Source organism: Frateuria flava (assembly GCF_017837635.1).
In the GTDB taxonomy this organism is placed as follows: Bacteria; Pseudomonadota; Gammaproteobacteria; order Xanthomonadales; family Rhodanobacteraceae; genus Frateuria_A; species Frateuria_A flava.
The window spans coordinates 53,174-77,600 of the sequence record NZ_JAGJRS010000016.1 but is presented as its reverse complement, the minus strand read 5'-3'; the positions used below and the strand labels follow the sequence as shown (position 1 = coordinate 77,600).

The 24,427-nt window shown below is 69.4% G+C and carries 24 protein-coding genes; 14 read left to right on the top strand and 10 right to left on the bottom strand.

From position 1 onward, the window contains the following. The first annotated feature begins 20 nt into the window (after window positions 1-20). From J7I44_RS08110 to J7I44_RS08075, 8 genes are read left to right on the top strand one after another with little or no spacing between them, the layout of a single operon-like run. A complete protein-coding gene (locus tag J7I44_RS08110) occupies window positions 21-620 on the top strand; it encodes a hypothetical protein (RefSeq protein WP_209618702.1) in 600 nt (199 codons plus the stop codon). Window positions 621-623: 3 nt separating this feature from the next. Further along, window positions 624-1,031 (top strand): hypothetical protein, encoded by a 408-nt coding sequence (locus tag J7I44_RS08105; protein WP_209618700.1) that lies wholly within the window; start codon window positions 624-626, stop codon window positions 1,029-1,031. Beyond that, window positions 1,028-1,231, top strand: a complete 204-nt coding sequence (locus J7I44_RS08100) for a helix-turn-helix transcriptional regulator (protein WP_209618698.1) — start codon at window positions 1,028-1,030, stop codon at window positions 1,229-1,231. The genes J7I44_RS08105 and J7I44_RS08100 overlap by 4 nt, the downstream gene beginning before the upstream one ends. A gap of 12 nt (window positions 1,232-1,243) precedes the next feature. After that, window positions 1,244-1,633 carry a hypothetical protein gene (locus J7I44_RS08095; protein WP_209618696.1) on the top strand — a complete coding sequence of 130 codons (390 nt, stop codon included), beginning with the start codon at window positions 1,244-1,246 and terminating at the stop codon, window positions 1,631-1,633. 8 nt (window positions 1,634-1,641) lie between these two features. After that, window positions 1,642-1,884, top strand: a complete 243-nt coding sequence (locus J7I44_RS08090; protein ID WP_209618695.1) for a hypothetical protein — start codon at window positions 1,642-1,644, stop codon at window positions 1,882-1,884. After that, window positions 1,875-3,452, top strand: a complete 1,578-nt coding sequence (locus tag J7I44_RS08085; protein ID WP_209618692.1) for an alpha/beta hydrolase — start codon at window positions 1,875-1,877, stop codon at window positions 3,450-3,452. Before J7I44_RS08090 ends, J7I44_RS08085 begins: the two co-directional genes overlap by 10 nt. Further along, on the top strand, window positions 3,449-4,183 hold the full coding sequence (locus J7I44_RS08080) for an ABC transporter ATP-binding protein (RefSeq protein WP_209618689.1): 735 nt from the start codon (window positions 3,449-3,451) through the stop codon (window positions 4,181-4,183). The genes J7I44_RS08085 and J7I44_RS08080 overlap by 4 nt, the downstream gene beginning before the upstream one ends. Then, window positions 4,180-5,388: an ABC transporter permease gene (locus J7I44_RS08075; RefSeq protein WP_209618686.1), complete on the top strand. Its 1,209-nt coding sequence runs from the start codon at window positions 4,180-4,182 to the stop codon at window positions 5,386-5,388. Before J7I44_RS08080 ends, J7I44_RS08075 begins: the two co-directional genes overlap by 4 nt. Before the next feature lie 179 nt (window positions 5,389-5,567). Here the strand turns inward: J7I44_RS08075 and J7I44_RS08070 are convergent, their stop codons facing one another. From J7I44_RS08070 to J7I44_RS08060, 3 genes are all read right to left on the bottom strand, one after another. Beyond that, window positions 5,568-7,556, bottom strand: a complete 1,989-nt coding sequence (locus tag J7I44_RS08070) for an LTA synthase family protein (protein WP_209618683.1) — start codon at window positions 7,554-7,556, stop codon at window positions 5,568-5,570. A 542-nt stretch (window positions 7,557-8,098) separates the two neighbouring features. Then, on the bottom strand, window positions 8,099-9,331 hold the full coding sequence (locus tag J7I44_RS08065) for a multifunctional CCA addition/repair protein (protein ID WP_209618677.1): 1,233 nt from the start codon (window positions 9,329-9,331) through the stop codon (window positions 8,099-8,101). Window position 9,332: 1 nt separating this feature from the next. After that, the gene (locus tag J7I44_RS08060; RefSeq protein WP_209618674.1) at window positions 9,333-11,333 is read right to left on the bottom strand and encodes a transglycosylase SLT domain-containing protein; all 2,001 of its coding nucleotides are present in this window, start codon (window positions 11,331-11,333) and stop codon (window positions 9,333-9,335) included. Between the two features lie 139 nt (window positions 11,334-11,472). Here J7I44_RS08060 and J7I44_RS08055 point away from each other — a divergent pair, with 139 nt between their 5' ends. Continuing rightward, the gene (locus tag J7I44_RS08055) at window positions 11,473-13,059 is read left to right on the top strand and encodes a glycoside hydrolase family 17 protein (protein ID WP_209618671.1); all 1,587 of its coding nucleotides are present in this window, start codon (window positions 11,473-11,475) and stop codon (window positions 13,057-13,059) included. Here the strand turns inward: J7I44_RS08055 and J7I44_RS08050 are convergent. The 5 genes from J7I44_RS08050 to J7I44_RS08030 all read right to left on the bottom strand — a co-directional run bounded on the left by J7I44_RS08050 (window position 12,973) and on the right by J7I44_RS08030 (window position 17,070). Beyond that, entirely contained in the window at window positions 12,973-13,386 is a 414-nt protein-coding gene (locus J7I44_RS08050; RefSeq protein ID WP_209618667.1) for a hypothetical protein, read from the bottom strand. The two genes, J7I44_RS08055 and J7I44_RS08050, sit on opposite strands and share 87 nt — an antisense overlap. Continuing rightward, entirely contained in the window at window positions 13,383-14,198 is an 816-nt protein-coding gene (locus J7I44_RS08045) for an endonuclease/exonuclease/phosphatase family protein (RefSeq protein ID WP_245188048.1), read from the bottom strand. The genes J7I44_RS08050 and J7I44_RS08045 overlap by 4 nt, the downstream gene beginning before the upstream one ends. Before the next feature lie 169 nt (window positions 14,199-14,367). Beyond that, window positions 14,368-15,018 (bottom strand): thiol:disulfide interchange protein DsbA/DsbL, encoded by a 651-nt coding sequence (locus J7I44_RS08040; protein ID WP_209618661.1) that lies wholly within the window; start codon window positions 15,016-15,018, stop codon window positions 14,368-14,370. Window positions 15,019-15,235: 217 nt separating this feature from the next. Beyond that, on the bottom strand, window positions 15,236-16,111 hold the full coding sequence (locus tag J7I44_RS08035; RefSeq protein ID WP_209618659.1) for a thiol:disulfide interchange protein DsbA/DsbL: 876 nt from the start codon (window positions 16,109-16,111) through the stop codon (window positions 15,236-15,238). Window positions 16,112-16,197: 86 nt separating this feature from the next. Further along, window positions 16,198-17,070, bottom strand: a complete 873-nt coding sequence (locus tag J7I44_RS08030) for a c-type cytochrome (protein ID WP_209618657.1) — start codon at window positions 17,068-17,070, stop codon at window positions 16,198-16,200. A gap of 116 nt (window positions 17,071-17,186) precedes the next feature. On the opposite strand from J7I44_RS08030, the gene yihA reads away from it, so the two are divergent. Continuing rightward, window positions 17,187-17,819, top strand: coding sequence for a ribosome biogenesis GTP-binding protein YihA/YsxC (gene yihA / locus J7I44_RS08025; RefSeq protein ID WP_209618655.1), 633 nt, complete (start codon window positions 17,187-17,189; stop codon window positions 17,817-17,819). 117 nt (window positions 17,820-17,936) lie between these two features. Here the strand turns inward: yihA and J7I44_RS08020 are convergent, their stop codons facing one another. Then, entirely contained in the window at window positions 17,937-18,425 is a 489-nt protein-coding gene (locus J7I44_RS08020; protein WP_209618654.1) for a GAF domain-containing protein, read from the bottom strand. A 62-nt stretch (window positions 18,426-18,487) separates the two neighbouring features. Here J7I44_RS08020 and J7I44_RS08015 point away from each other — a divergent pair, with 62 nt between their 5' ends. From J7I44_RS08015 to dcp, 4 genes are all read left to right on the top strand, one after another. Further along, on the top strand, window positions 18,488-19,171 hold the full coding sequence (locus tag J7I44_RS08015) for a TMEM175 family protein (RefSeq protein WP_209618652.1): 684 nt from the start codon (window positions 18,488-18,490) through the stop codon (window positions 19,169-19,171). A gap of 71 nt (window positions 19,172-19,242) precedes the next feature. Further along, window positions 19,243-19,953 (top strand): dethiobiotin synthase, encoded by a 711-nt coding sequence (gene bioD, locus J7I44_RS08010; RefSeq protein ID WP_209618650.1) that lies wholly within the window; start codon window positions 19,243-19,245, stop codon window positions 19,951-19,953. A 128-nt stretch (window positions 19,954-20,081) separates the two neighbouring features. Then, on the top strand, window positions 20,082-20,432 hold the full coding sequence (locus tag J7I44_RS08005; RefSeq protein ID WP_209618648.1) for a hypothetical protein: 351 nt from the start codon (window positions 20,082-20,084) through the stop codon (window positions 20,430-20,432). A gap of 117 nt (window positions 20,433-20,549) precedes the next feature. Next, entirely contained in the window at window positions 20,550-22,739 is a 2,190-nt protein-coding gene (dcp, locus tag J7I44_RS08000; RefSeq protein WP_209618646.1) for a peptidyl-dipeptidase Dcp, read from the top strand. A gap of 250 nt (window positions 22,740-22,989) precedes the next feature. Here dcp and J7I44_RS07995 read toward each other — a convergent pair whose 3' ends face one another. After that, complete coding sequence (locus J7I44_RS07995; RefSeq protein WP_209618643.1) at window positions 22,990-24,357, bottom strand: glutamate--cysteine ligase; 1,368 nt, start codon at window positions 24,355-24,357, stop codon at window positions 22,990-22,992. Window positions 24,358-24,427 lie beyond the last annotated feature (70 nt).

Here is a 24,427-nt window from a genome sequence, read left to right as displayed (position 1 = left end):
CGGGCAAAGGGGAGCCGGGAATGCCGCGTTTCAACGAAAACCGTTACCGCAGCCAGCTGTCCGTCGCGATGGTCGTCTACATGGCCGCGATGCTGCTGGTCTGGCCGCTGAGCCGGACCGTCGCCGGCGTGCCGTTGAAGGTGCTGCTGGCCGTGGTGCCGGTGCTGCCGATGCTGTTCGTGATCGGCCTGATGGCCCGACGGATCGGCGCCAGCGACGAGTTCGAGCAGCGCGTGCATCTGGTGGCGCTGGGTGCTTCCACGGCGTTGCTCGGGGCGCTCAGCCTGGTCGGCGGTTTCCTCGCCGCCGCCGGCGTGCTGGCGCTGGACGGCAGCATCCTGATCTGGGTGTTCCCGGTGACCATGATCGGCTACGGCATCGCCCGCTGGTGGTTGCTGGTGCGCCATTACGGCGAAAGCGCCAGTTGCGAGGGGAGCTCGCCGGGCGGGCAGCTGCTGTTGCTGGCCGTATTGGTGCTGATGGTGCTGGGGGTGGCCTGGTGGCGTGGGCGGCTGGACGACTTCCAGGCCGGGCTGCTGGTCGGGCTGGTGCCGGGCGTACTGGTGGTGCTGGTGGTCCTGTTGTGGCGCCGCCTGCGCCGCCGGTCCGTGGACGGCTGAGCGATGGCCATGCGCGCGGTGCACAAGCGATATATGTGGCGGTTCGTACCGGCCATGGCCGGTTACTGCGCCTTGATCGGGCTGTATGGCTGGCTGGTGCCGCGCACCGACAGCGTCGCTCTGCGGACGCTGCTTGCCTTGCTGCCAATGCTGCCGGTGGTGCTGGCGATGCGCGCCATGGCGCTGGTCATCCGCGAACAGGACGAACTGGAGCGGCAGATCGACCTGCAGGCGCTGTCCGTCGCGGCCGTGCTGACCTCGTGCGGCTTCCTGAGTTTCGGGCTGTTGCTCAGCGCCGGCGTGCTGGACGGGGTGCCGGCCGCGCTGGTCGCGCTGCTGGTGCTGCCGTGCTTCTTCTGGATCTTCGGCCTGGCCAAGCTGGTATTGGTGCTGAGGCTGCGCCGCCGATGAAGAACCAGGTACGCGACCTGCGCGGGGAGCAGGGCTGGTCGCAGGCGGATCTGGCCGAGCGACTGGACGTGTCGCGCCAGACCGTCAACGCGATCGAGACCGGCAAGTACGACCCGAGCCTGCCACTGGCCTTCAAGATCGCGCGCCTGTTCGGGCGGCCGATCGAAGCGATCTTCGAGCCTACTGATGCGCAAGCCTAGGGAGGAAATCCAATGAACAGGTTGCTGCGACGCTACGCGCGCCGACTCTGGTTGCCATCCACCGTGATGATCGTCGTGGTGGTGCTGTTCCTGCGCTATGCACGGGAGCTGTCGCCCGCCGGCAAGCTGATTGCGGCGGCCGCGCTGCTGGCGAGCTATGCGTGGACCGGCTGGGCGGAGTTCCGCCACATGCAGCTGATGGACGAAATGCGCCGCCGGCTGGAGATGGAGGCCATGGTGCTGGCGTTCATCGCCGGCACCGGCATCGTGCTGGCGCTGTTCTTCCTCAATGCCTTGAAGCTGGTCGCGATGCCGTTCGCCGCGGCGCCGATGGCGCTGTTCGGCTGCTATGTGGTGGCGCAGTTGTGGGCGCGGCTGCGCTATCGCTACTGGTCGCTGTAGGAAGCCGCGTGGGACACCGCACCGCCGTCATCGTCGCCGCACTCGTGCTGCTGGCCAGTGCGCGCATGCCGGCCTGGTCGGAGTCGGCCTCGGCCTTGGCCTCGCGCGAGGCGAAGCCGGTGCCTGCCTCGCACGTGGCGACGGCCGACGGTCGGACCGGAATGGACATCGAATGGGAGCTGGCGCCGACACTCGGGCGCTGGCTGGAAATCATCCGTGGGACGGGAAGGGAGTTGAGGACATGGCTTTGAAAGCGCGCACCGTGCTGCGCATCGTGGTGGTCGCCGGCGGGCTCGGCCTGCTGGCGTGGAACCAGTTCCACCGGCGTGCGCCGGCGGCGGCCGGTGCCGACGCGCTCGCCGCGCCGGCACCGGTGGCACCGGCGAAGGACCAGCCCGCGGCCAAGCCGCATACCTGGAAGCTGGGCCGGCTGGTCTTGACGGCCTGTGAACTGGGCCGGCCGGACAGCGGCCTGTCGACGGCCGCCTGGTGCGCGCCTTTCGAGGTACCGGAGAACCGCGACGACCCGGCCAGCCGCAAGATCACGTTGAACCTGGCGGTGCTCCGCTCCGACGCCGACGTCCCCGCCGGGGACATGCTGGTGTACCTCGCCGGCGGCCCCGGCCAGGCGGCGACCGAAACCTGGCCGATGGTGGCGCCGGCGCTGGAACCGTTGCTGGCACACCGCAACGTGCTGCTGATCGACCAGCGCGGCACGGGTCGTTCCCATCCGCTGGACTGCAAGGCGACGGAGAAGGCCGACAAGGTCGGCGCCGTCGCCGGCTTCGATCCCGACCGGTTGCGGGCGCAGGTCGAGGCCTGCCTGAAGGAAGTGCAGGCCAAGGCCGACCCGCGCTACTACACCACCACCGCGGCGGTGGCCGACCTGGAGGATGCCCGCCAGGCGCTGGGTGCGCCCGACTTCGACCTGGTCGGCGTGTCCTACGGCACGCGCGTGGCGCAGCAGTACGCCATGCATCATCCCGATGCGGTGCGCAGCATCCTGCTCGACGGCGTGGTGCCCAACCAGCTGGTGCTGGGCGAGGACTTCGCGCGCAACCTGGAGGATGCGCTCAAGGCGCAGTTCGCCCGCTGCACCGACGAATGCAAGATTCGCTTCGGCGACCCGTACCAGACCCTCTACCAGCTGCGCGACGCGCTGCGCGCGAACCCGCACAAGGTCAGCTTCCGCGATCCGCAGACCTTCCAGAGCGTCGAGCGCACGTTGAGCGACGACGCGCTGGCCAGCGTGGTGCGCCTGTTCGCCTACTCGCCCATCACCACCGCGCTGCTGCCGTTGTCGATCGACGCGGCTGCGCACGGCGACGTCGGTCCCTTGCTGGGCCAGGCCAAGCTGATCAGCGGCGACCTGGCCGACAGCATGAACGGCGGCATGCAGTCCTCGGTGATCTGCAGCGAGGACGCCGACCTGCTGAAGCCGCGCCCGCAGGATGCCGACACCATGCTGGGCACGCGCATGATCGATACGCTCCAGGCGGTCTGTTCGGTATGGCCACACGGCACGCGCCCGGCCGATTTCCACCAGCCGCTGAAGACCGCCATCCCCACGCTGCTGCTGTCGGGCCAGTACGACCCGGTGACGCCGCCGCGCTACGGCGAGGAAGTGCTCAAGGGCCTCTCCAACGGTCGCCATCTCGTGCTCCAGGGGCAGGGCCACAACGTGATCGCCGCCGGCTGCATGCCCACGCTGGTGAAGAACTTCGTCGAGGAGCTCGATCCGCAGAAGCTCGACGCGAGCTGCCTGGACCGCCTGCAACCGACCCCGCTGTTCATCGACTTCAACGGAGCGACCCCATGATCGAGGTCAAGGACCTGCACAAGGCGTTCGGCGCGGTCAAGGCCGTCGACGGCGTCAGCTTCACCGCCCGCGACGGCGAGATCACCGGCCTGCTCGGCCCCAACGGCGCCGGCAAGACCACCACGCTGCGCATGCTCTACACCCTGATGACGCCCGACCGCGGCCAGGTGCTGATCGACGGTGTCGACGCGGCGACCGATGCGCTCACCGTGCGTCGCCGACTGGGCGTGCTGCCCGATGCGCGCGGCCTGTACAAGCGCCTTACCGCGCGCGAGAACATCGACTATTTCGCGCACCTGCAAGGCCTGCCGGACGACGAGGTGCGCAGTCGGCGCGACGCGCTGATCGAGGCGCTGGACATGGCCGACATCGCCGACCGTCGCACCGAGGGCTTTTCGCAGGGCCAGCGGGTGAAGACCGCGATCGCCCGCGCGCTGGTGCACGACCCGCGCAACGTGATCCTGGACGAGCCGACCAACGGCCTGGACGTGATGGCCACCCGCGCGTTGCGCCAGTTCATGCTGAAGCTCAAGGCCGAAGGGCGCTGCGTGCTGTTCTCCAGCCACATCATGCAGGAGGTGGCGGCGCTGTGTGACCGCATCGTGGTGATCGCGCACGGCCGCGTGGTGGCCGACGAGACACCCGACGCGCTGCGCGCGCAGACCGGCGAGGCGAACCTGGAGGAAGCCTTCGTGAAACTGATCGGCAGCGAAGAGGGACTGGCCGCATGAACAAGATGGACAACCACCCGCTGCGCCGCAGCCGCGCGTTCCTGACGGTCTTTCTGAAGGAAGTGCGCGAGAACCTGCGCGATCGCCGCACGCTGACCAGCGCCTTCCTGATGGGGCCGCTGCTGACGCCGCTGCTGTTCGTGATGATCATCACCGTGACCATCAACCGCGAACTGGACAAGGCCGAGCAGCCGCTCAAAGTGCCGGTGATCGGCGCGCAGTACGCGCCCAACCTGCTGGGTGCGCTCGAGGCCGGCGGCGTGGTGCCGCAGCCGGCCCTGGCCGATCCCGAACGCGCCGTGCGCGACCAGCAGGCCGACCTGGTGCTGCGTATCGCCCCCGACTACCCCAAGGCCTGGCGCAAGGGCGAACCGGTGCAGGTGGAGTTGATCTACGACTCCTCCCAGCGCGATTCGAGCACGCCGGTCGAACGGGTCACCCGGCTGGTGGAGGGCTATTCCCGCCAGCAGGGCGCGATGCGGCTGATCGCGCGCGGCCTTTCGCCCGCACTGGGGACGCCGGTGGTCGTGGCCAAGCGCGACCAGGCGACCGCGCAGTCGCGCGCGGTGCTGATGTTCAACATGCTGCCGTACCTGTTCGTGCTCACCATCTTCATCGGCGGCATGTACCTGGCGATCGACCTGACCGCCGGCGAGCGCGAGCGCCAATCGCTGGAGCCGCTGTTCGCCAACCCGGTGCCGCGCTGGAAAATCTTCCTCGGCAAGCTGGCGGCGATCTGCGCGTTCTCCACCGCCAGCCTGGTGATCTGCCTGGTCGCCTTCTCGGTGGTCGGCGGCTTCATCCCGACCGAGAAGCTCGGCATGGAAGTGCACCTGGGAGCGTCCTTCGCCCTGTACGTACTGCTGCTGCAGTTGCCGCTGATCGTGCTTCTGGGCGCGCTGCAGTCGATGGTGGCGGCGTTTGCCAAGAGCTACCGCGAGGCGCAGACCTACCTGTCGGTGCTGATGATGGTGCCGATCCTGCCAAGCATCGCCCTGATGGTGATGCCGCTGAAGCCGCAGAACTGGATGTACGCCGTACCGCTGCTGGGCCAGCACCTTGGCATCCTGGACCTGGTGCGTGGCGAGGGCGTGGCCGCCGTGCCGCTGGCGCTTTGCCTGGCCGGGACCTCATTGGCCGCGCTCCTGGTCACGCTGGTGACGATGCAGCTTTACCGTTCCGAACGCCTGGCCATTTCGGGCTGAGGCGCGAGGCCCCGCTTCTGGCTCCCTCTCCCCTCCGGGGAGAGGGCTGGGGTGAGGGGTCAAGGCTTGCGGGAAGATCCGGCGAGCGTGAGTGTCATTCGCGCCAAGCGTTGGTGAGGGCCCCGGGCGAGCCCCGGCCCCTCACCCCAACCCTCTCCCCGTAGGGGAGAGGGAGCTGTTCAACGCGAGGTGGAACTGCTTGCCGGTGCCGGCTGTACCGGCGTCCTGTCCTCGGGCCGGCGCACCAGCTTGCCCTGTTTGAACAGCTCGGCGGCAACCTGGTAGTACGCGGTCGCGTCGTCGACGTCCTCCGGATCGCGCGGATGCGCCGGTGAGGCATCGCCGGTCTCGAAATCGGGCCGCAATTGTTCCAGCTTCTTCTGCGGCTCCAGGATCGTCAGCAACCCCTGGTGCAGGTAGCCGAGCTTCTCGTACGTGGCGGGGAACGCCCGCTCGCGCCCGGGCGGCAGCTGGAAGATGTCGTAGCCGAAGAACCGGCTGCGGTAACTGAAGTGCAGCAGCCCCAGCAATGTCGGCGCGATGTCGATCTGGCTCATGAAGCGGTCCACACGCCTGGGCGCGATGTGCGCGGGCGCGTAGATCCACAGCGGGATGTGGTAGCGGTTCACCGGCAGGCTGGTCTTGCCGGCGCTGGAGGAATCATGGTCGGCGGTGATCACGAACACGGTGTCGTTGAAGTACGGCTTGCTGCGCGACCGCTCGATGAAATCGGCGATCGACCAGTCGGTATAGGCCACCGCGCCCTCGCGCGTGCCGTTGCGTTCCTTCACCCGCCCGGCCGGGAAGGTGAACGGCCGGTGGTTGCTCGTGGTCATGATGTGCAGGAAGAACGGCTTGCCCTGGCCGTGGATCTTGTCCATCTGGCCAAGCGCCAGCGTGTAAAGGTCCTCGTCGGCGACGCCCCACACGTTCTCGCTGTGGATGGTGGCGTCCTTGGGGATGTCCTTGCGGTCCACCGGGATGTACCCGTTGTGGCCGAAGAAATAATTCATGTTGTCGAAGTAGCCGTAGCCACCGTAGAGGAACTCCGACACGTAGCCGCGATCGTTGAAGATGTCGGCCAGCGAGAACAGGTTCTCGTTGTGGTGCATCTTGATCACCGAGTCACCCGGCGTGGGCGGGATCGACAGCGACAGCGCCTCCAGCCCGCGCACCGTGCGCGTGCCGTTGGCGTAGACGTTGTCGAAGAACAGGCTGTTGCCGGCCAGCGCGTCCAGGTGCGGAGTGATCTCGCCGTGGCTGGCGCCGAAGGTCTTGAGGAAGTCCGCCGACAGGCTTTCCACGCTGATCAGCACCACGTTGAGATGTTTCTCCGGGCCGGGGTTGCGGATGGCGCGGGTGAGGTCGTAGGGATCGTCGCTGACGTAGGTGGCGTCGGGGGTCTGCAGACCCTTGCGCACACGCTCGAACGCGGCCTGGTCGGGCAGCGTGCGGTAGAAGCGCGAGTAGTCCAGGTGGCTGCTGCGGAAGGCGTTGAAGAACTGGTAGATGCCGTTGCCGGCCAGCTCGTTGACGTAGGTGTTGTCGGTGCGGTCCTTCATCGTGCCGTTGACGGCGAGCACCGAAACAATGGTGAGCGCCAGCCAGCCCAGCACCACCTTGCCGCGGCCCAGGAAGCGGCTGCCCGGGTCGGCCGTGCGCAGCCAGCGCCGGCTGAACCACACGATGGCCAGGGCCAGCAGGCCGATCAGGCTCATCCACAGGCCGATCGGGTACGACTCGCGGATGTTGCCGATCACCTCGGTGGTGTAGACCAGGTAATCGACCGCGATGAAGTTGAAGCGCACGCCGAACTCGCCCCAGAACACGAACTCCGAGGCGGCCACGAACAGCAGCCAGTACATCACCAGCAGCGCCAGCAGATAGAGCGCCCACTGTCCCGCACGCGACACGTAGGCGCGCCGCGGCACCAGCCACAGGAACAGCACCAGCGGCCAGGCCACGTAGAGCAGCGTGACCAGGTCGTAGCAGGCGCCGATGCCGAACGCGTAGAGCCAGTACAGCGGATTGTGCGCCACGCCGGGGCCGGTCATCGCCAGCAGCACGACGCGGGTCACCGCCCCGATCAGCAGGTAGGTGACACCCAGCCACCACAGCGGGCGGAAACGCTGGCGCAGCGGCTGGTCGGGCGTGGCGGACAAGGACATGAGGACCCCTGGGGTGGGCTTGGATGGCAACACGACTTTATACACGGGGGCGCTTGGCCGGCGCTTAGGAGGCTGGCCGGGGGAGGCTCCGGGTTCCCCCGTTGGGAGAGGGCAGGGGGAGGAGCCGGGGTTCGTCCGGACGATCGGTGGCGCGGCAGCCTTCCTGGTGCGAAGCAAGAGCGTGCGCGCTTCAATCGCCGCGTCCCGCCAGCCTTGGCCCCTCACCCCAACCCTCTCCCCGGAGGGGAGAGGGAGCCTGGTTTGAGGCGAGTGGTCATGCGGTCATCTTGTCCATGGGTCCCATGATCCCAAGGCCCTCCCCTCTGGAGAGGGCGTCTGGTCTGCGGCTGAGCCGGGGTGAGCCGATCGCGGGAAACGGGACGTCCCAGCTCCCTCTCCCCTTCGGGGAGAGGGTTGGGGTGAGGGGCCGGGGCTCGCCCGGACGTCCCCTGGCGCGCGAGCCTCTTTTGGGGCACGAAGCGGGACGAGCGCCCGCCGCTTCCCGCCAGCCTGGCCGCTTCTCCCCGGAGGGAGAGGGCGCTTTAGTCCGTGGCGGGTTTCGCTAGGGCCGCGATTGCCGCCACGCGCGCCTGGTCCATGGCCTCGCCGATCGCCGGACCGGTCAGACCGCGTGCGACGAACTCGGCCGCAGTGACCGACGCCGCGGCGTCGCGCGCCGCGCGCAGGAATCCCGCCTGCGGATAGGCCGCCTCGGCCCGCCCCATCCGACCGCGCTTGTCCGCCTCGCACACGAGAAGGAACGCCTCCAGCCGCTGCGGGCGGCGCAGGGCGTCGAGCTTGCCCAGCAGCCTCAGCACGGTCGCCGGCTTGAGCTCCAGGGCGCGATGCGCATTGAGATGCTCGCGGCAGACCAGCTCGGCCAGCGCGGCGTGTTCGGCCGGCACCTTCAGCCGCGCGGCCAGGGCGCGCAGCGGTGCCACGCCGGCGTGTTCGTGTCCGATGTGGCTGGGCAGCACGTCGAGCGGCGTGCGCGCCTTGCCCAGGTCGTGGCACAACGCGCAGAACCCGACCAGGTCGTCGCCGGGAGCCAGCCGCGCGGCCATGTCCAGCACCAGTTCCAGGTGCACCCCGGTATCGACCTCGGGGTGGTACTCGGGCCGCTGCGGCACGCCGTAGAGCGCGTCGACCTCGGGAAACAGCACGGCCAGCGCGCCCGCTTCACGCAGCACGCGCACGAAGGTGGACGGTTGCGGTTCGGCCAGTGCGCGCCGGGTTTCGGCCCACACCCGTTCGGGTACCAGGTGGTCGACCTCGCCGTCGGCGACCATCGTGCGCATCAGCGCCATGGTTTCCTCGGCCACGCGGAAACCCAGCGGCGCGAAACGCGCGGCGAAGCGGGCCACGCGCAAGAGCCGCACGGGGTCCTCCACGAACGCCGGCGACACGTGCCGCAGCACGCGCGCTTCGATGTCGCGCTGGCCATGGAACGGATCGACCAGCGCGCCGGACTCGTCCTGCGCGATGGCGTTGATGGTGAGGTCGCGCCGCGCCAGGTCCTCTTCCAGCGTCACGCCCGGATCGGCGTGGAAGGCGAAGCCGTGGTAGCCGTGGCCGGTCTTGCGCTCGGTGCGCGCCAGCGCGTATTCCTCGCCGGTGTCCGGGTGCAGGAAGACCGGAAAGTCCTTGCCGACCGGCTTGAACCCTTGCGCCAGCATCGCCTGTGGCGTGGCGCCCACCACCACGTGGTCGTGGTCGACCACCGGTCGCCCCAGCAGCCGGTCGCGCACCGCACCACCGACCAGATAGCGGCGCATGTCAGCGGCTGGCGCCGGCGGTCGCGACCGCGCTGGCCGGCGCCGTCGGGCAGGTGACGTCCTTGCGCGGCGTATGGACGTCCGGAAGGCTGTACGGCTGCCCGATCGCCGGCATCCGCGAGGCCAGCGGCAAGGCCTTGCCGTAAAGGCGCCAGTCATAGATCACGGCGAAGGCCATCACGCGGGCCACGTAGTCGCGGGTCTCATGGTAGGGAATGGTCGCCACGAACAGGTCCGGCGGCAAGTTGCCGCGCTCGGCGAGCCACTGGTCGACCTTGTTCGGGCCGGCGTTGTAGGCGGCGCTGGCCAGCCACGGCGCGCCGCTGAAGCGGGCGGCCATCTGCGCCAGGTAGCGCGTGCCGAGCATGATGTTGACCGCCGGGTCGTATAGCGACTGGCCGCCCTGCCAGGCCAGCCCGTTCTTCTTCGCCACCTGCGCGGCGGTGGCCGGCACCAGCTGCATCAGGCCGCGGGCATCGGCGCCGGAGTGCGCGTCGCTCATCCAGGCGCTTTCGGCGCGCGCGATTGCGTAGGCCCAGGACGGGTCGATGCCGGCCTGCTGTGCTTGCGGCACCACGCCATCCTGGCTGGCCAGCGGGAAGCGCTGGTCGTAGTAGCGCAGCGCCTCGCCGCTGGAGTAGGTGAACACCGCGCGGTCGTACCAGCCGCGCTCGTAGGCCAGCCGCGCGGCGATGCGCAGCGTGTCGCGGTCGGTGTCACCGAGGGCGCGCGACCACTCGCGGCGCGCGAGGTGCGGCAGGTCCACGGCGAACAGTTCGAAGGCGCGCTGCAGCCCGGGCTTGTCCAGCAGCGCCTGTTCGCGCTGCGCGTCGTCGGGCGGGTTCAGCGGGCAGATCGCGTAATCGCCCTGCACGCGGTCGGCGGCGAGGAAGCCGTAGTAGGTCGGCTCCTGCGCGAGCTTCGCGTAGAGCGGGTCGGCCTGGTCGGCCTGGCCGGTGGCGGCCAGTGCGCGGGCGCGGAAGTAGCGCCACTCGTCCTCGTCCTGCTGGCCGGCGGGCATGGCGTCGATCGCGGCCAGCACGGCCGGCCAGTCCTGCCGCGCCAGCGCGACGCGCGCGCGCCATTCGCGGCTGGTGTCGGTCTGCACGTCGGCCGGCAGGCTGGCCAGGCGCACCAGCGCGTGCTCGTCGAAGTCGGTGGCGTGGAACAGCGCCAGCGCGTACAGCACGCCGTCGCGCTGCGCGGGGGTGAAGCTGAAGCGCGGGGCCAGGCGTTTCCAGCCGGCGTCGGCCGCGTCGGTGTCGCGGCGGGCCAGGCGCTTGAGCGCCAGCGCGGCGGCCTGCCGGTGGCGCGGTGTGTCGGGCCAGTGGGTTGCATCGGCGACGGCAGCGGCGGGATCGCGCAGGGCTTGCGCCAGCCGTGCGGCCGCCGTGCCCTCCTCGCCCGGCAGCCAGCTCGCCAGCGCCGCGACGGTGCCGACCTGGCCGGCGTCGAGCGCTCGATCGATGCGCGCCCACAGGCGCGTGCTGGTCAGCAGGCCGGCATCGTGCGCGGCGTCGAGCACCGGGTCGCAGGCGCCGGGCAGGCTGGGGCTGTTCCACAACGCGGCCAGGTCGCGCTCGAAGTCGAGCGTGCCGCCCTGCGCCAGCTTCGCGTGCAGCGCGTCGCAGGTCAGCGCATCGCCGAGTCCGCTCCGGTAGAGCGCGAGGAAGTCGTCCCAATGCTGTTTGCGCGCCTGGCTGCGCAGCCACGCGCGGCGCAGGTCGGCGGCGGGCAGCAGGTCGGGGTAGCGCTTGAGGTAGTCGGCGACGGTGGCGCGGTCGAGCGTGTCCACGTCGTGCTCGAGCGCGGCTTCTTCCAGATAGGGATACAGCGGGTAATCGGCCAGCCCCGTGGCCCAGCTGCGCCAGCCGTCGCCGCCCTGCTGGGCCACCGCCCAGGCCTGCCTGAAGGCCAGGCGCTGCTCCGCCAGCGAGGGCGCGGCATGTACCGCCGGCGCCAGCAGGCACCAGGCGGCGAGGGCGAACAGGAGGTGCGACAAGGGGCGCCGCGCGCGGGCGGCCGGAAAGGTGTTCGGGGTCATCGTCACAAGTGTAGTAATCCGCGGTAAGCGCAGCGTTAATCGCCGGCATCCCGGCGCAGGCTTGATAAGCTGGCGTCTTTGCCCGCCGCAGGAATCCATGTCCGCCACGCCGCCGCTTCGTTCCCGCCCGCACTGGCCCGCGTGGACCGCGCTCGTGCTGGCGGCCTTGGCCGGCGTGATCGGCTGGTGGTGGATGGGCCGTCCCGTGGCGCTGCCGGATGCGCCCTCCTCGCGTATCGCCTGCGTGTCGTACGCGCCGTACCGGCGCCCGGGCGAAACGCCGTACGACCCGAGCACCTTCATCAGCCCCGGGCGCATCGATGCGGACCTGCGCGCGCTGTCGCAGCGCTTCGACTGCGTGCGTACCTACTCGCAGGGCCAGGGCCTGGCCGCGGTGCCCTCGATCGCCCGGCGCTACGGCATGCAGGTGCTGATGGGCATCTGGCTCGGCCGCGACCCGGCGGCGAACGCGCAGGAAATCGCCAGGAGCATCGCCACGGCCAGCGCCAACGCCGACGTGCTGCGCGGGGTGGTCGTCGGCAACGAGGTGCTGCTGCGCGGCGAACTCGCGCCGCAGACGCTGGCCGGCTACGTACGCCAGGTGCGTGCGGCGATCCCCGCCGCGGTGCCGGTGACCTACGCCGACGTGTGGGAGTTCTGGCTGCGCTATCCGCAGATGGCGCAGGTGGTCGACTACCTGACCATCCACATCCTGCCGTACTGGGAAGACGAGCCGGTGCCGCCGGAGCACGCCGTGCGCCACGTGGCGCAGGTGTATGCGCAGATGCAGCGCGCATTCCCCGGCAAGCCGGTGATGATCGGCGAAACCGGCTGGCCCAGCGCCGGCCGCCCGCGCCGCGCCGCGCGCGCCACGGTGGTGAACGAGGCGCGCTACCTGCGCGAGTTCCTCAGTTACGCCGCCAAGGTGGACATGCCCTACAACGTGATCGAGGCCTTCGACCAGCCGTGGAAGCGCGTGCAGGAAGGCACGGTGGGCGGCTACTGGGGCATCTTCGACGTGGACGCGCGGCCGAAATTCCCGATGACCGGTCCGGTGGTGGAGGAGCCGCGCTGGTGGTGGGGCTGGATTGCCGGCGCGGCCGCGGCGCTGTTGTTCGGCCTGGCCGGCGTGGCGCGCGGCACACGCGCGGCTGGCGGCATGCTGCTGGCCGGCTTCGCCAGCGGCGCCGCGCTGGCCTGGCAGGGCCGGCAGATGATCTATGCCTGTCGGGACCTGTTCGAGTGGGGCGCGTCCATCGCCGCCTGCGTGGCTGCGCTGGCGACGGGGTTCTGGCTTGCGCGCGGGATCGTGGATCGCCTGGCCGGACGGCAGGCGGTCGCGTCGGTCCCGGCCTGGCTGTCGCTGGGCTGGCTGTTCGCGCTGGCCTGGTACGACCTGCTGCTGGTGTTCGACGGGCGCTACCGCGACTTTCCGCTCGGCCTGTTCGCGCTGCCGTGCGTGGGCGTCGCGCTGGCCGGCTGGCTCGATCCGCAGCCGGCGCGTCCGCCGCTGGAACACCGCCTGCTGGCCGTGCTGCTGCCGGCGCTGGGGACGCTGGTGGTGGTGCAGGAGGTGGGCCTCAACCTCACCGCCTGGCTATGGCTGGGGCTGAACCTCGCCCTCGCCGTGCCGGTGCTGGCGGCGTGGTGGCAGGCTGTCCGCCTGGACGCGCAGCAGGCGTAGCGCGCCGACCAGCAGCGCGAACGCGCCGGCCTCGAAGCAGTACAGCACCAGTGCGGCCACGCCCAGCGCGGCGGCCAGCCACGCGGCCAGCGGATGGCGCCAGAACAGCGCGACGAAGGACGCGACAAGTGCCGCGTAGCCGTAGCTGTAGCTGAGGAATCCCAGCACCGCCCATTCGCGCCAGGCGCACCAGGCCGGGCCACCGCCGACGGTACACAGGTTGGCCACCGCCGGTGGCTCGATCACGCCATAGCGCAAGGCGGAAGCGGCCAGCGCGACCAGCGCGAGGGTGAACCAGGGCAGCACCAGGCGCAGCGTGCGGCTCATCGGCGCAACCGGTGGGCGCGTGGCGCCAGTGGCGCGGCCAGGCGGATTTCCGCCGCCAGCGGCAGGTGGTCGGAAAACGCCTGCGGCAGGGCCCACACGCGTTCGAGCGTGAGCGACTCGGACAGCAGGATGTGGTCCAGTGCCCGCCGCGGCTTCCAGCTGGGGAACGTCGGCGTGGGTTGTTCGGGCGGCTGCAGGCTGCAGCGCGCGAACAGGTGGCGCATCTCGGCGCTGTGCGCCTCGGTGTTGAGGTCGCCCATCAGCACCACGTTGCGATAGCCGTGCAGCACCTCGGCGATGAAGGCGAGCTGGCGCGCGCGCGCCTGCGCCGACAGCGAAAGGTGGGCGATCATCACGGTCAGCGCCTCGGCCTCGGCGCCGTAGCGCACCAGCAGCGCGCCGCGGCCGGGAATGCGGCTGGGCAGCGGGTAGTCGTAGACGCTGTGCGGCTCCATCCGGCTGATCAGGCCGTTGGCCGAGTGCGCCAGGCGCGCCATCGGCCGGTTCGGCTGGTGGCTCCAGAACGGCAGGCCGGACGCCTCGGCCAGGTAGCGGGTCTGGTTGAGGAAACCCGAACGCAGGCTGCCGGCGTCGGCCTCCTGCAGGCCGATCACGTCGAATTGCGGCAGCACCTCGGCCAGGCGGTCAAGGTTCTCCAGTTTGCTGCGGCCGGGCAGCACCGCATTGATGCTGCGGGTGACGTACTCGCTGTAACGCTGCACGCTGGCGCCAGCCAGGATGTTGCAGCTGAGCAGGCGCAGGCGGCGTTCGGCGGGAGCCTTGTCGGGGAGGGCTTTGGCGGCGCTGGTCATCGAGGCGGATGAGGAAGGGGCGTGGTGGACGATCATTCCCTGGAACGTTTGCCCTGGGCGTGGCGCAACGGAGTCGAAAGGTCGCTCGATTCCGCCGCAGGCCCGCGGCCCGGGGCAACGGTCACGGCAGCAGCATCGCCCCCCATGTGTGAACGCGAAGCGCGCCCGGTTACTTTCCGGCCAGTTCCCGGTCGACCAGCCAGCGGGTGAGCTTGACCAGTTCGTCCAGCGTCTTGACGTGGGCGCTGCGGTACTTGCCGTCCACCACGATGGTCGGGGTACCGTCGATCTGCCATTTCTGCAGCAGGTCGAAATCCTTTTTCATCTGCGCGGTCGCGGCGTCGGAGTTGGCGATCTGGAGGAACTTCGCGCGGTCCACGCCCTGGCGCGCGTAGAAGTCGGCCAGCTCGTCGAGCGTGTTGATCGGATAGTGGTCGTCGAACTTGGCCTTGAACAGCGCCAGGTGGGTGCGGTCAGCGACGCCCAGTTGCCTGGCCGCGTAGTAGGCGCGGGCGAATGGCATCCAGGCGTCGTTGAAGGGCGCCGGCAGCAGCTTGAATTCGACGCCCTTGGGCAGCGACTTGCGCAGCTCCTCGGCGGTCGGCGCGAAATGCGCGCAGTGCACGCAGCCGTAGGAGAACACCTCCACCACTTCGACCTTGCCCGCGGGGCTCAGGCGCTCATGCGGCGCCGGCAGCGTCACGTACTGGTCGCCCTCGGTGAAGGGCGCGGGCGTCTCGGGCGACGCGGTGCAGGCGCTGGCCAGCAGCAGGCCGCCGAGCAGGGTCAGCAGGCGCAGGCGGGCGAGGTACTTGATCATGGAGGTCTCCGTGGAATGGAAGCGTGCGGCGCGCGCGTACCGCGCGGATCGGCATGCATTGAACCACCGCTGCACCGATCCGGCGTAGAACCCGCTCGCGGAAACGCGACCTTGGACCCGCAGATCGCCGCGGCGAGTTTCACGGCCGCGGGCGACGGGCGCAGCGCCGAAAAGGCATCGGCCGGACGGGGACCGCGGCAACCCTGCCGTGACCGGATTACTTCCCGGCCGCTTCCTTCGACACCAGCCAGTTGGCCAGCTCGATGGTCTGCGGGTAGCCGCCGGCATCGCCGACGTCGAAGCGGTACTTGCCGTTGACGATCAGCGTTGGCGTGCCGGTGACGCCGTAGGCCTTGATCAGGTCGTCGGCGCGCTTCATCTGCGTGTTGATGCTGAAGGAGTTGGCGACCGCCACGAATTCCTTCGGATCGGCGCCGCACTTGGCGTAGACCTTGGCGGCGTCGGCGATGGTCGGCAGCGCGTCACGCGGCTTCAGGCCGTTGCCCGCCTGGTTCATGGCCGACAGCTCGCCGCTCTTCCACACCGCGTCGTACATCGCGTCGTTGCACTTGTCGGCCACGCCCAGCGCCTTGGCGGTGAAGTAGGCGCGCTGGAGCATCGGCCAGTTCTCCTGCGGGATGAACGAGGCCGGCAGGTAGGCCATCACGGCGTCGGACGGCAGGCTTGCGGCGAGCCGGGTGACCACCGGGTGGAACTGGTTGCAGGCCGGGCAGCCGTAGGAGAACACCTCGGTCACCTCGATCTTGTCGGTGGAGGTGGCCTTGGACTGGGCCGGCTCGATGCGGAAGTAGTTCTTGCCTTCGACCCACTTGCCGTTGTCGACGAACGGCGCGGCCGGCGGCGCGGTCGGCGTCGGCGCGCTCGTGGTGGTGGTCGCGGTGCTCGCCGGTGCACTGGCGGCGGACACCGGAGCGCTGGTGCTGCTCGCGGCTGGCGCGGTGTTGGCGTCGGGCGCGGTGGCCGTGGTGCTGCTCGGGGGCGGCGATGCGGGCGCGCTGCCGGTGTCGCTGTCATGGCTGCAGCCGGCAAGGGCGAGCAGGGCGGCACACAGGATCGGCAGGCGCTTGAGCATGGGAACCTCGGAGCTGGGGCGGGGAGGCGGCGGCATCCCCGTGGTCTGAAAACGGACACGCCGGCGGGGCCGGCGTGTGGGATCGATCAGGGCGTGGCCGGCTTGTTGGGGCCCGCCGCGTCGTTCACGTGCAGGCCTTCGACGTAGCTGGACAGGGCCGCGATGTCCTTGTCGTCAAGCTTCTTGGCGATCGCCGGCATGATCTTGGCCTGCGCGTCCTCGCCCCAGGTGGTGCCGTCGCGCCAGGCCTTGAGGGTCTTCTCCACGTACTGCGCGTGCTGGCTGGTCAGCTGCGGATAGGCCGCGCCCGGGTTGCCGCGGCCGTCGATGCTGTGGCACGCCATGCAGGCGGGGATGCCGCGCTCGACGTCGCCCTGGCGGAACAGCGTCTCGCCCTGCTGCACCAGCGCGGCATCGGCCACGCCCGGCAGCGACTGCTTGCTGGCGAAGTAGGCGCCCAGATCGTGCATGTCCTGCTCGGACAGCGGTGCGGCCATACCCATCATGATCGGGTTCTGCCGCTGACCCGCCTTGAAGTGGGTCAGCTGGCGGACGATGTAGGACTCGTGCTGGCCGGCGAGCTTCGGGTACTGCGCGTCGGTGGAGTTGCCGTCCATGCCATGGCAGGCGCCGCAGGCGGCCGCCTTGCCCTGGCCGGCAGCCGCATCACCGGGCTTGGCCACGGCCGCCACTTCAGCCGGCGCGGCCGGCTGGGCGGCGGAGGCGGCGGCCGACGGCTCCGCGCTCGCCTGCTTGCCGCTGTCGGCCGGCGCGGAGGGCAGGGCGTCGACGCCGGGCGCACCGGCCGAGCTCTTCTGCGCGGCGGTGGTGGCATTGGCCGGCGCAGCTTCCGCGGGCTTGGCGTCCTGCGCCATGACCACGCTGGCAGAGAGCGCAAACACCAGGGCGATCATGCCGCCGAGGGCAGCGGGCCGGAAACCGGCGGACCGAAAACTCATACACTTGTCTCCCGAAAGACGGCTCAATCCGCCGTGGACCGCTGCCAACATGGCCTGCGGCAGGCAGAAACCGCCGAATTATCCCCGCGCCACCGCATTCCGGTCAAACCGTTCCCATGCCCAATCCGCTCAACGGCGCGCAGTTCGTGCTGGCCGCCCACCGTATCAGCCAGTTGCCCGCCGACCAGGGCGCCGAAGTGGCCTTTGCCGGGCGCTCCAACGCAGGCAAGTCCAGCGCGCTCAATACCCTGACCGGGCACAAGGGCCTGGCGCGCACCTCCAAGACGCCCGGGCGCACGCAGCAGATGGTCGCCTTCTCGCTGCCGCCGCTCGCGCAGGGCGAATACGCGCCGCCGTTGGAGGCGCGCCTGATCGACCTGCCCGGCTACGGCTACGCCAAGGTGCCGGAGGAGCTGCGCGCGCACTGGAAGCAGGAGATCGATGCCTACCTGCACCGCCGGCGCAGCCTGCGTGGCGTGGTGCTGATCGCCGACATCCGCCATCCGCTGAAGGAGTTCGACCGGATGATGCTGCAGTTCTGCTTCGAGACGAACCTGCCCTGCCATCTGCTGCTGACCAAGGCGGACAAGCTCTCGCGCAACCAGGCGATGCAGGCGCTGGCGGCCGTGCGCAAGGGCTTCGGCGACGGCGTGCAGGCCAGCGCGCAGGTGTTCTCCTCGGCCGACGGCACCGGCGTGGAAGCGGCGCGCGAGGCGGTGCTGGCGCTGTTGCGCACGCCGCGCGGCTAGCTTCCCCAGTCCCGGACGGGGCCTGCGCAGGAGCGCACCCTGTGCGCGACCACCATGCACCCGGTCGCGCACAGGGTGCGCTCCTGCGGGATACGGTGGTGGCTGCGACGAGCCAGTTCAGCCCAGCGATGCCATGAACACCGCGCACAGCGCCGCCATGCCTTCGCGGTCGTCCTCATCGAAGCGGCCCACCCGCGGGCTGTCGACATCCCACACGCCGAGCAGCGAGCCGTCCGGCCTGACCAGCGGCACCACGATTTCCGATTGCGAAGCGGCGTCGCAGGCGATGTGGTCTTCGAACGCGTTGACGTCGTGCACCAGCTGGATCTGCCGCGTGCGCGCCGCGGCGCCGCAGACACCGCGGCCCAGCGCGATGCGCACGCAGGCGGGCTTGCCCTGGAACGGGCCGACCACCAGCTCGGTGCCGTCGAACAAATAGAAGCCGGCCCAGTTGAGGTCGGGCAGGCTGTTGAACACCAGCGCGCTGAAGTTGGCCGCGTTGGCGATCAGGTCGTGTTCGTCGGCGAGCAGGCCGCGCGCCTGGCTGGCCAGGTCCGCGTAGTGCTCGCGCTTGCTGGCGTAGGTGGTTTCGGCGAGGTGGAACATCGGCGCGTTTCCGGCGGCAAAGCCCGTATTATGCGCCCGACATCCGGTGGGGGAACCGTGCGATGAGCCTGACCGAGCAGCGCGAGGGCATCGAGGCAGGGCGGCTGGACATGTTCGTTGACGGCGCATTCGCCTTCACGCTCACCCTGCTGGTGATCGGTGGCGACGTGGTGCCCGACAGCGCGGGTGCGCTGCTGGCGATGCTCGGCGGTATCCCCGCCTTCGCCGTGTGCTTCTGGATGATCGCCTTCTTCTGGCACGGCCACGTGCGCTGGCGCCGGCGCTGCCCGCACGCGGACGGCGCCGGGCTGTGGCTGTCGCTGCTGCTGGTGTTCTTCGCGCTGATCTTCGTCTACCCGCTGCACATGATGTTCGCCAGCCTGTTCAACATGTTCAGCGGCGGCCGGCTGCCCAGCCGCTTCAAGCTGATGGGCGCCAGCGAGATCCGCACGCTGCTGGTGGTCTACGGGATCGCCTTCACTTGCATGGCCGGCACGCTCACGCTGCTGTTCGGCCACGCGGCCAGGCGCGCGCGGCGCCAGGGCTTCTCGCCGCTGGAGGCGCAGCGCGAGCAGCTGGTGTGGATCGTTCCGGCCGTGCTGGGCCTGGCTTCGGCGCTGGCGGCGCTGCTGCTGCCGCTGTCCGCGCCGCCGGCGCTGTGGTCGTTGCCCGGTTTCCTCTACGTGCTGATGTTCCTGATCGGTCCGCTCACCACGCGCTTCCGTCGGCGCCACGGCCTTGCCTGAAACCCGTCTTGCTTGCCCATGACCGTCGCGGCGCGGAACATGTCCGGTCCGCGTGACGTTCCGGGACCGCAATGCAGAACACATCGAACGCAGGCAGCGCCATGTTTGTCGCCGGCACAGACACCGGCATCGGCAAGACCCACGCCGCCTGCACACTGATCCATGCGCTGCGCGCGCGCGGGCTTGCAACGTGCGGCATGAAGCCGGTCGCCAGCGGCTGCCTGCAAACGCCCGACGGGCGGCGCAACGAGGATGCGCTGGCACTGCAGGCCGCAGGCAGCCGCCCGCTCGACTACGACGCGATCAACCCTGTCGCGCTGCGCGAGCCGCTCTCGCCGCACCTGGCCGCGCGCTTCGAACACAGGACGGTGGCGATGGCGCCGCTACGGGCTGCCTTCGACCGATTGCGCGCCGCGCATGCGATGGTGGTGGTCGAGGGCGTGGGGGGCTGGATGGTGCCGCTCGCGCCCGGCCTGCTCGCCTCGGCCATGCCTCGACAGTGGGACCTGCCGGTGGTGCTGGTGGTCGGCCTGCGGCTGGGTTGCCTCAACCACGCGCTGCTCAGCGCCCGTGCGATCCTCGCCGACGGCTGCCGCCTGGCCGGCTGGATCGGCAACCGCATCGACCCGGCGATGGCCGCGGTGGAGGACAACCTGGAGACCCTGCGCGAGATGCTCCCCGCACCCTGCCTGGGTGTGCTGCCCTACGGCCTGGACCCCGCCCAGGCCGCAGGGCGGCTGGAACTGGCGCCGTTGTTCGAACACCAGGCCGCGGCCCGGTAGGGACGCACCAATGCGCGACCGCCTGTCATGGCGGGCGCACCCGGGTGCGCCTGCATCGCCCTCGCCGCGTGGCGACCGCTTCACGCCTAGCATGATTCGATTCTTCCACGCCCAACGCAGGAGTGCGCATGAGCAACCGCAATCACTATTACCTTTCGGTCGACGACATCCGCCACGCGCGCGGCGCCGATCCGGCGCTGGCCTGGCAGGGTGCCAGCCCGGACGACCTGGCCGCCGCGCTGCAGGAATCGCTGCGCGGCACCGGCCTGTTCGAGCGCTGGCGCACCCTGCAGCCGGACCCCGATGAGGTCGACATGAGCCTGGCCGCCACCGACCCGCAGGCCACCGCCAGCGCCAGGGTCGCCGACCTGCACGTGGACCTGGACGTGGTCACCGACCTGCCCATGCGCGTAGTGCGGCCACGGCTCAACTGGCTGATCGGTTCGAGCTGGCAGCTGCGCGACATGCGAGCCGCCTGAGCGTCCAAGCGACGGCGAGGCACTTGCGGCCCTTGGAAGTCGCGCCCCAGTGTGGTTAGAGTCGAACGCTTTGACTCATCCGTTCCGCACCGCGGACGCCACTTCTGGGGAAAATCGATGCCTCGTCTTCGCCTGCTCGTGATCGCCACTTCGATCGCCATGGCCGCCTGCTCGCAATCGTCCACCGACAACCAAGCCACGCCCGCGCCCACCGCGAGCGCGCCGGCGGCCGATGCCGGCACGGCGCAGGCCAATCCGTTCTTCGCCGCCAGCACGCTGCCGTTCCAGGCGCCGCCATTCGACAAGATCCAGGAGAGCGACTACCAGCCAGCGATCGAAGAGGGCATGCGCCAGCACCTGGCCGAGATTGAAAAGATCGCCAACAATCCCGAGCCGCCGACCTTCGACAACACCTTCATCCCGATGGAGAAGTCCGGGGCGCTGCTCAAGCGTGCGATGACCGCCTTCGACACGGTCACCGGCGCCAACACCTCCGACGCGCTGCAGAAGGTGCAGGAAGAGGAAGCGCCCAAGCTCGCCGCGCACCGGGACGCGATCTATCTCAACGACAAGCTGTTCCAGCGCGTAGAGACGATCTACAACCAGCGCGACAAGCTGAATCTCGATCCGGAGTCGCTGCGCCTGGTTGAAGTCACCTACAAAGACTTCGTGCACAACGGCGCCAAGCTCTCGGCCGCCGACAAGGCCAAGCTGAAGGAGCTCAACAAGGAAGAGTCCACGCTCAGCACGCAATTCACCAACAAGCTGCTGGCCGCCACCAAGGCCGGTGCGTTGACGGTCGATGACGCGGCCAAGCTCAAGGGCCTGTCCGAGGGCGACCTCGCCGCCGCCGCGCAGGCCGCCAAGAGCCGCGACCTCGATGGCAAGTGGACACTCACGCTGCAGAACACGACCCAGCAGCCGGCGCTGAAGGACCTCGACGACCGTGCCACCCGCGAAGCGCTGTTCAAGGCCTCCTGGGACCGCGCCGAACACGGCGGCGACAACGACACCCGCGCCACCATCGAGCGCATCGCGCAGATCCGCGCCGAGCAGGCCAAGCTGCTGGGCTATTCGACCTTCGCCGCCTGGAAGCTCGAGGACCAGATGGCCAAGACGCCCGAGCGCGCGCTGGACTTCATGCACAACCTGGTGCCGGCGGCCACCGGCCGGGCCGAGCGCGAGGCGAAGGACATCCAGGCGGTGATCGACAGCCAGCACGGCGGCTTCAAGCTCGCCGCGTGGGACTGGCAGCACTACGCCGAGCAGGTGCGCAAGGCCAAGTACGACCTGGACGAAAACCAGATCAAGCCGTACTTCGAGCTGGACAACGTGCTGCAGAACGGCGTGTTCTACGCCGCCAACCAGCTCTACGGCCTGACCTTCAAGGAGCGCCACGACATCCCGGTGTGGCAGCCGGACGTGCGCGTGTTCGAGGTATTCGACAAGGACGGCACCTCGATGGCGCTGTTCTATTGCGACTACTTCAAGCGCGACAACAAGGGCGGCGGCGCCTGGATGAGCAACCTGGTGGAAGAGTCGACCCTGCTCGGCACCAAGCCGGTGGTCTACAACGTGGCCAACTTCACCAAGCCGGCGCCGGGCCAGCCCGCATTGCTGTCGTTCGACGACGTGATCACGATGTTCCACGAGTTCGGCCACGCGCTGCACGGCATGTTCGCCGACACCAAGTACCCGTCGCTGTCGGGCGCCAACACCGCGCGTGACTTCGTCGAGTTCCCCTCGCAGTTCAACGAGCACTGGGCAACCAACCCGAAGGTGTTCGCGCACTACGCGATCAACTACAAGACCCACGAGCCGATGCCGCAGGCGCTGGTCGACAAGATCAAGCAGGCGCGCCATTTCAATAGCGGCTACGACATGACCGAGCTGGTCGCCGCGGCGCTGCTCGACATGGGCTGGCACACGCTGCCGGCCGACGCGCCGAAGAAGGACGCCGACAAGTTCGAGCAGGAGGTCCTCACCAAGGACAAGATCAACCTCCCCTACGTGCCGCCGCGCTACCGCTCCAGCTACTTCCAGCACATCTGGGGCAACGGCTACGCCGCTGGCTACTACGCCTACCTGTGGACGCAGATGCTGGCCGACGACGGCTTCGAATGGTTCAAGGAGAACGGCGGCATGACCCGCGCCAACGGCGACCGCTTCCGCAAGATGGTGCTCTCGCGCGGCAACACCGAAGACCTGGCGCAGATGTACAAGGCCTGGCGCGGCAAGGAACCGAGCGTGGAACCGATGCTGATCGATCGCGGGCTGAAGGATGCGCCCGAGGGCAACGAGAAGTAAGCAAGAAGGGTCGGCGCAAGCCGGCCTTTCTTTTTGGTGTCTTCCTTGCGGGGCAGAGGAACCGAAATCCACTCTGCAGGCGTATGCGCCGGCTACTGGGGCTATGCCACCGCCGTATGGGGTGGGTCCGCCGGGGAGAGGGCTGGGGTGAGGGGACACGCTTGCGGCAAGCCGCCATCAGAGCGTGGCTCTGATCGACAAACCCGCGAGCCCCGGCCCCTCACCCCGGGGGCAGAGGGGCGCAGGGTACTCAATAGGCGAATTCGCGGAACACCGGATCCACGCTGCCGCCCCACGGCCCGTGAAACAGCTCCAGCTTGCGCTCGGCCGGTGTCTGGTTGGCCTCGACGATCTCGATCATCGGCTCAAGGAAGATGCTCTCGTCGGCGCCGTTGCGGTTCAGTCGCGCACGACGCTTGAGCCCGTGCGTGGCGATCTTCAGCGTCTGGGCGGCCAGGTCGCGCACGCTGCCACCCCGGAAGGGCAGCTTGAGCGCCTGCCGCGGCACGCCGTCGCGCAGGGCGTGGCGTTCTTCCATGGTGAAGTCCTTCACCAGGTCCCAGGCCGCGTCCAGCGCCTCATCGTCGTACAGCAGGCCCACCCACAGCGCCGGCAACGCACACAGGCGGTTCCACGGGCCACCATCGGCACCGCGCATTTCCAGGTACTGCTTCAGGCGCACCTCGGGGAAGGCCGTGGTGAGGTGATCGGCCCAGTCCTTCATCGTGGCGCGCGTGCCCGGCGCGGCATCCAGCCGACCGTCCAGGAAGCGGCGGAAATCCTGCCCGGCCAGGTCGATGTAGCGGCCGTCCTGGTAGCTGAAGTACATCGGCACGCTGAGGATGTAATCGACGTAGCGCTCGTAGCCGAAGCCGTCTTCGAACACGAAATCGAGCATGCCGGTGCGGTGCGGGTCGGTGTCGGTCCACACGTGCGAACGGTAGGAGAGGAAGCCGTTGGGCCGCCCTTCGGTGAACGGCGAATCGGCGAAGAGCGCGGTGGCGACCGGTTGCAGCGCCAGGCTCGCGCGGAACTTCTTGATCATGTCCGCTTCGGAGGAGAAATCCAGGTTGACCTGCACGGTGCAGGTGCGGGTCATCATGTCCAGCCCCAGATTGCCGACCTTGGGCATGTATTCGCGCATGATCTTGTAGCGGCCCTTGGGCATCCAGGGCATTTGGTCGCGGCGCCACTTGGGCTGGAAGCCCATGCCGAGGAAGCCCAGCCCGAGCCCGTCGGCGACCGAGCGGACCTCCTCCAGGTGCGCGTTCACTTCGCAACAGGTCTGGTGGATGTTCTCCACCGGTGCGCCGGAAAGTTCGAGCTGGCCGGCCGGCTCCAGCGTGATGTTGGCCTTGCCGCGTGTGAGCGCTACCGGCGTCTCGCCCTCGCGGGCAATCTCCCAGCCGTAGCGCGAGGCCAGCCCTTCAAGCAGCGCGCGGATGCCGCGCTCGCCCTCGAACGTCGGCGGCGCCAGGTCGTCCGTGCGGAAGCCGAACTTCTCGTGCTCGGTGCCGATGCGCCAGTCCTCGCGCGGCTTCTCGCCGGCGGCGAGGTAGTCGGTGAGCTGCTGGCGGCTTTCGATCGGGGTGCTCTTTACGGCACTGGGGATGGACACAGGCGATGCCTTGCTTCGGAGGAGCGGCCACTATGGGGATGGCGCCCGGGCCTTGAAAGGGGCGGACGTC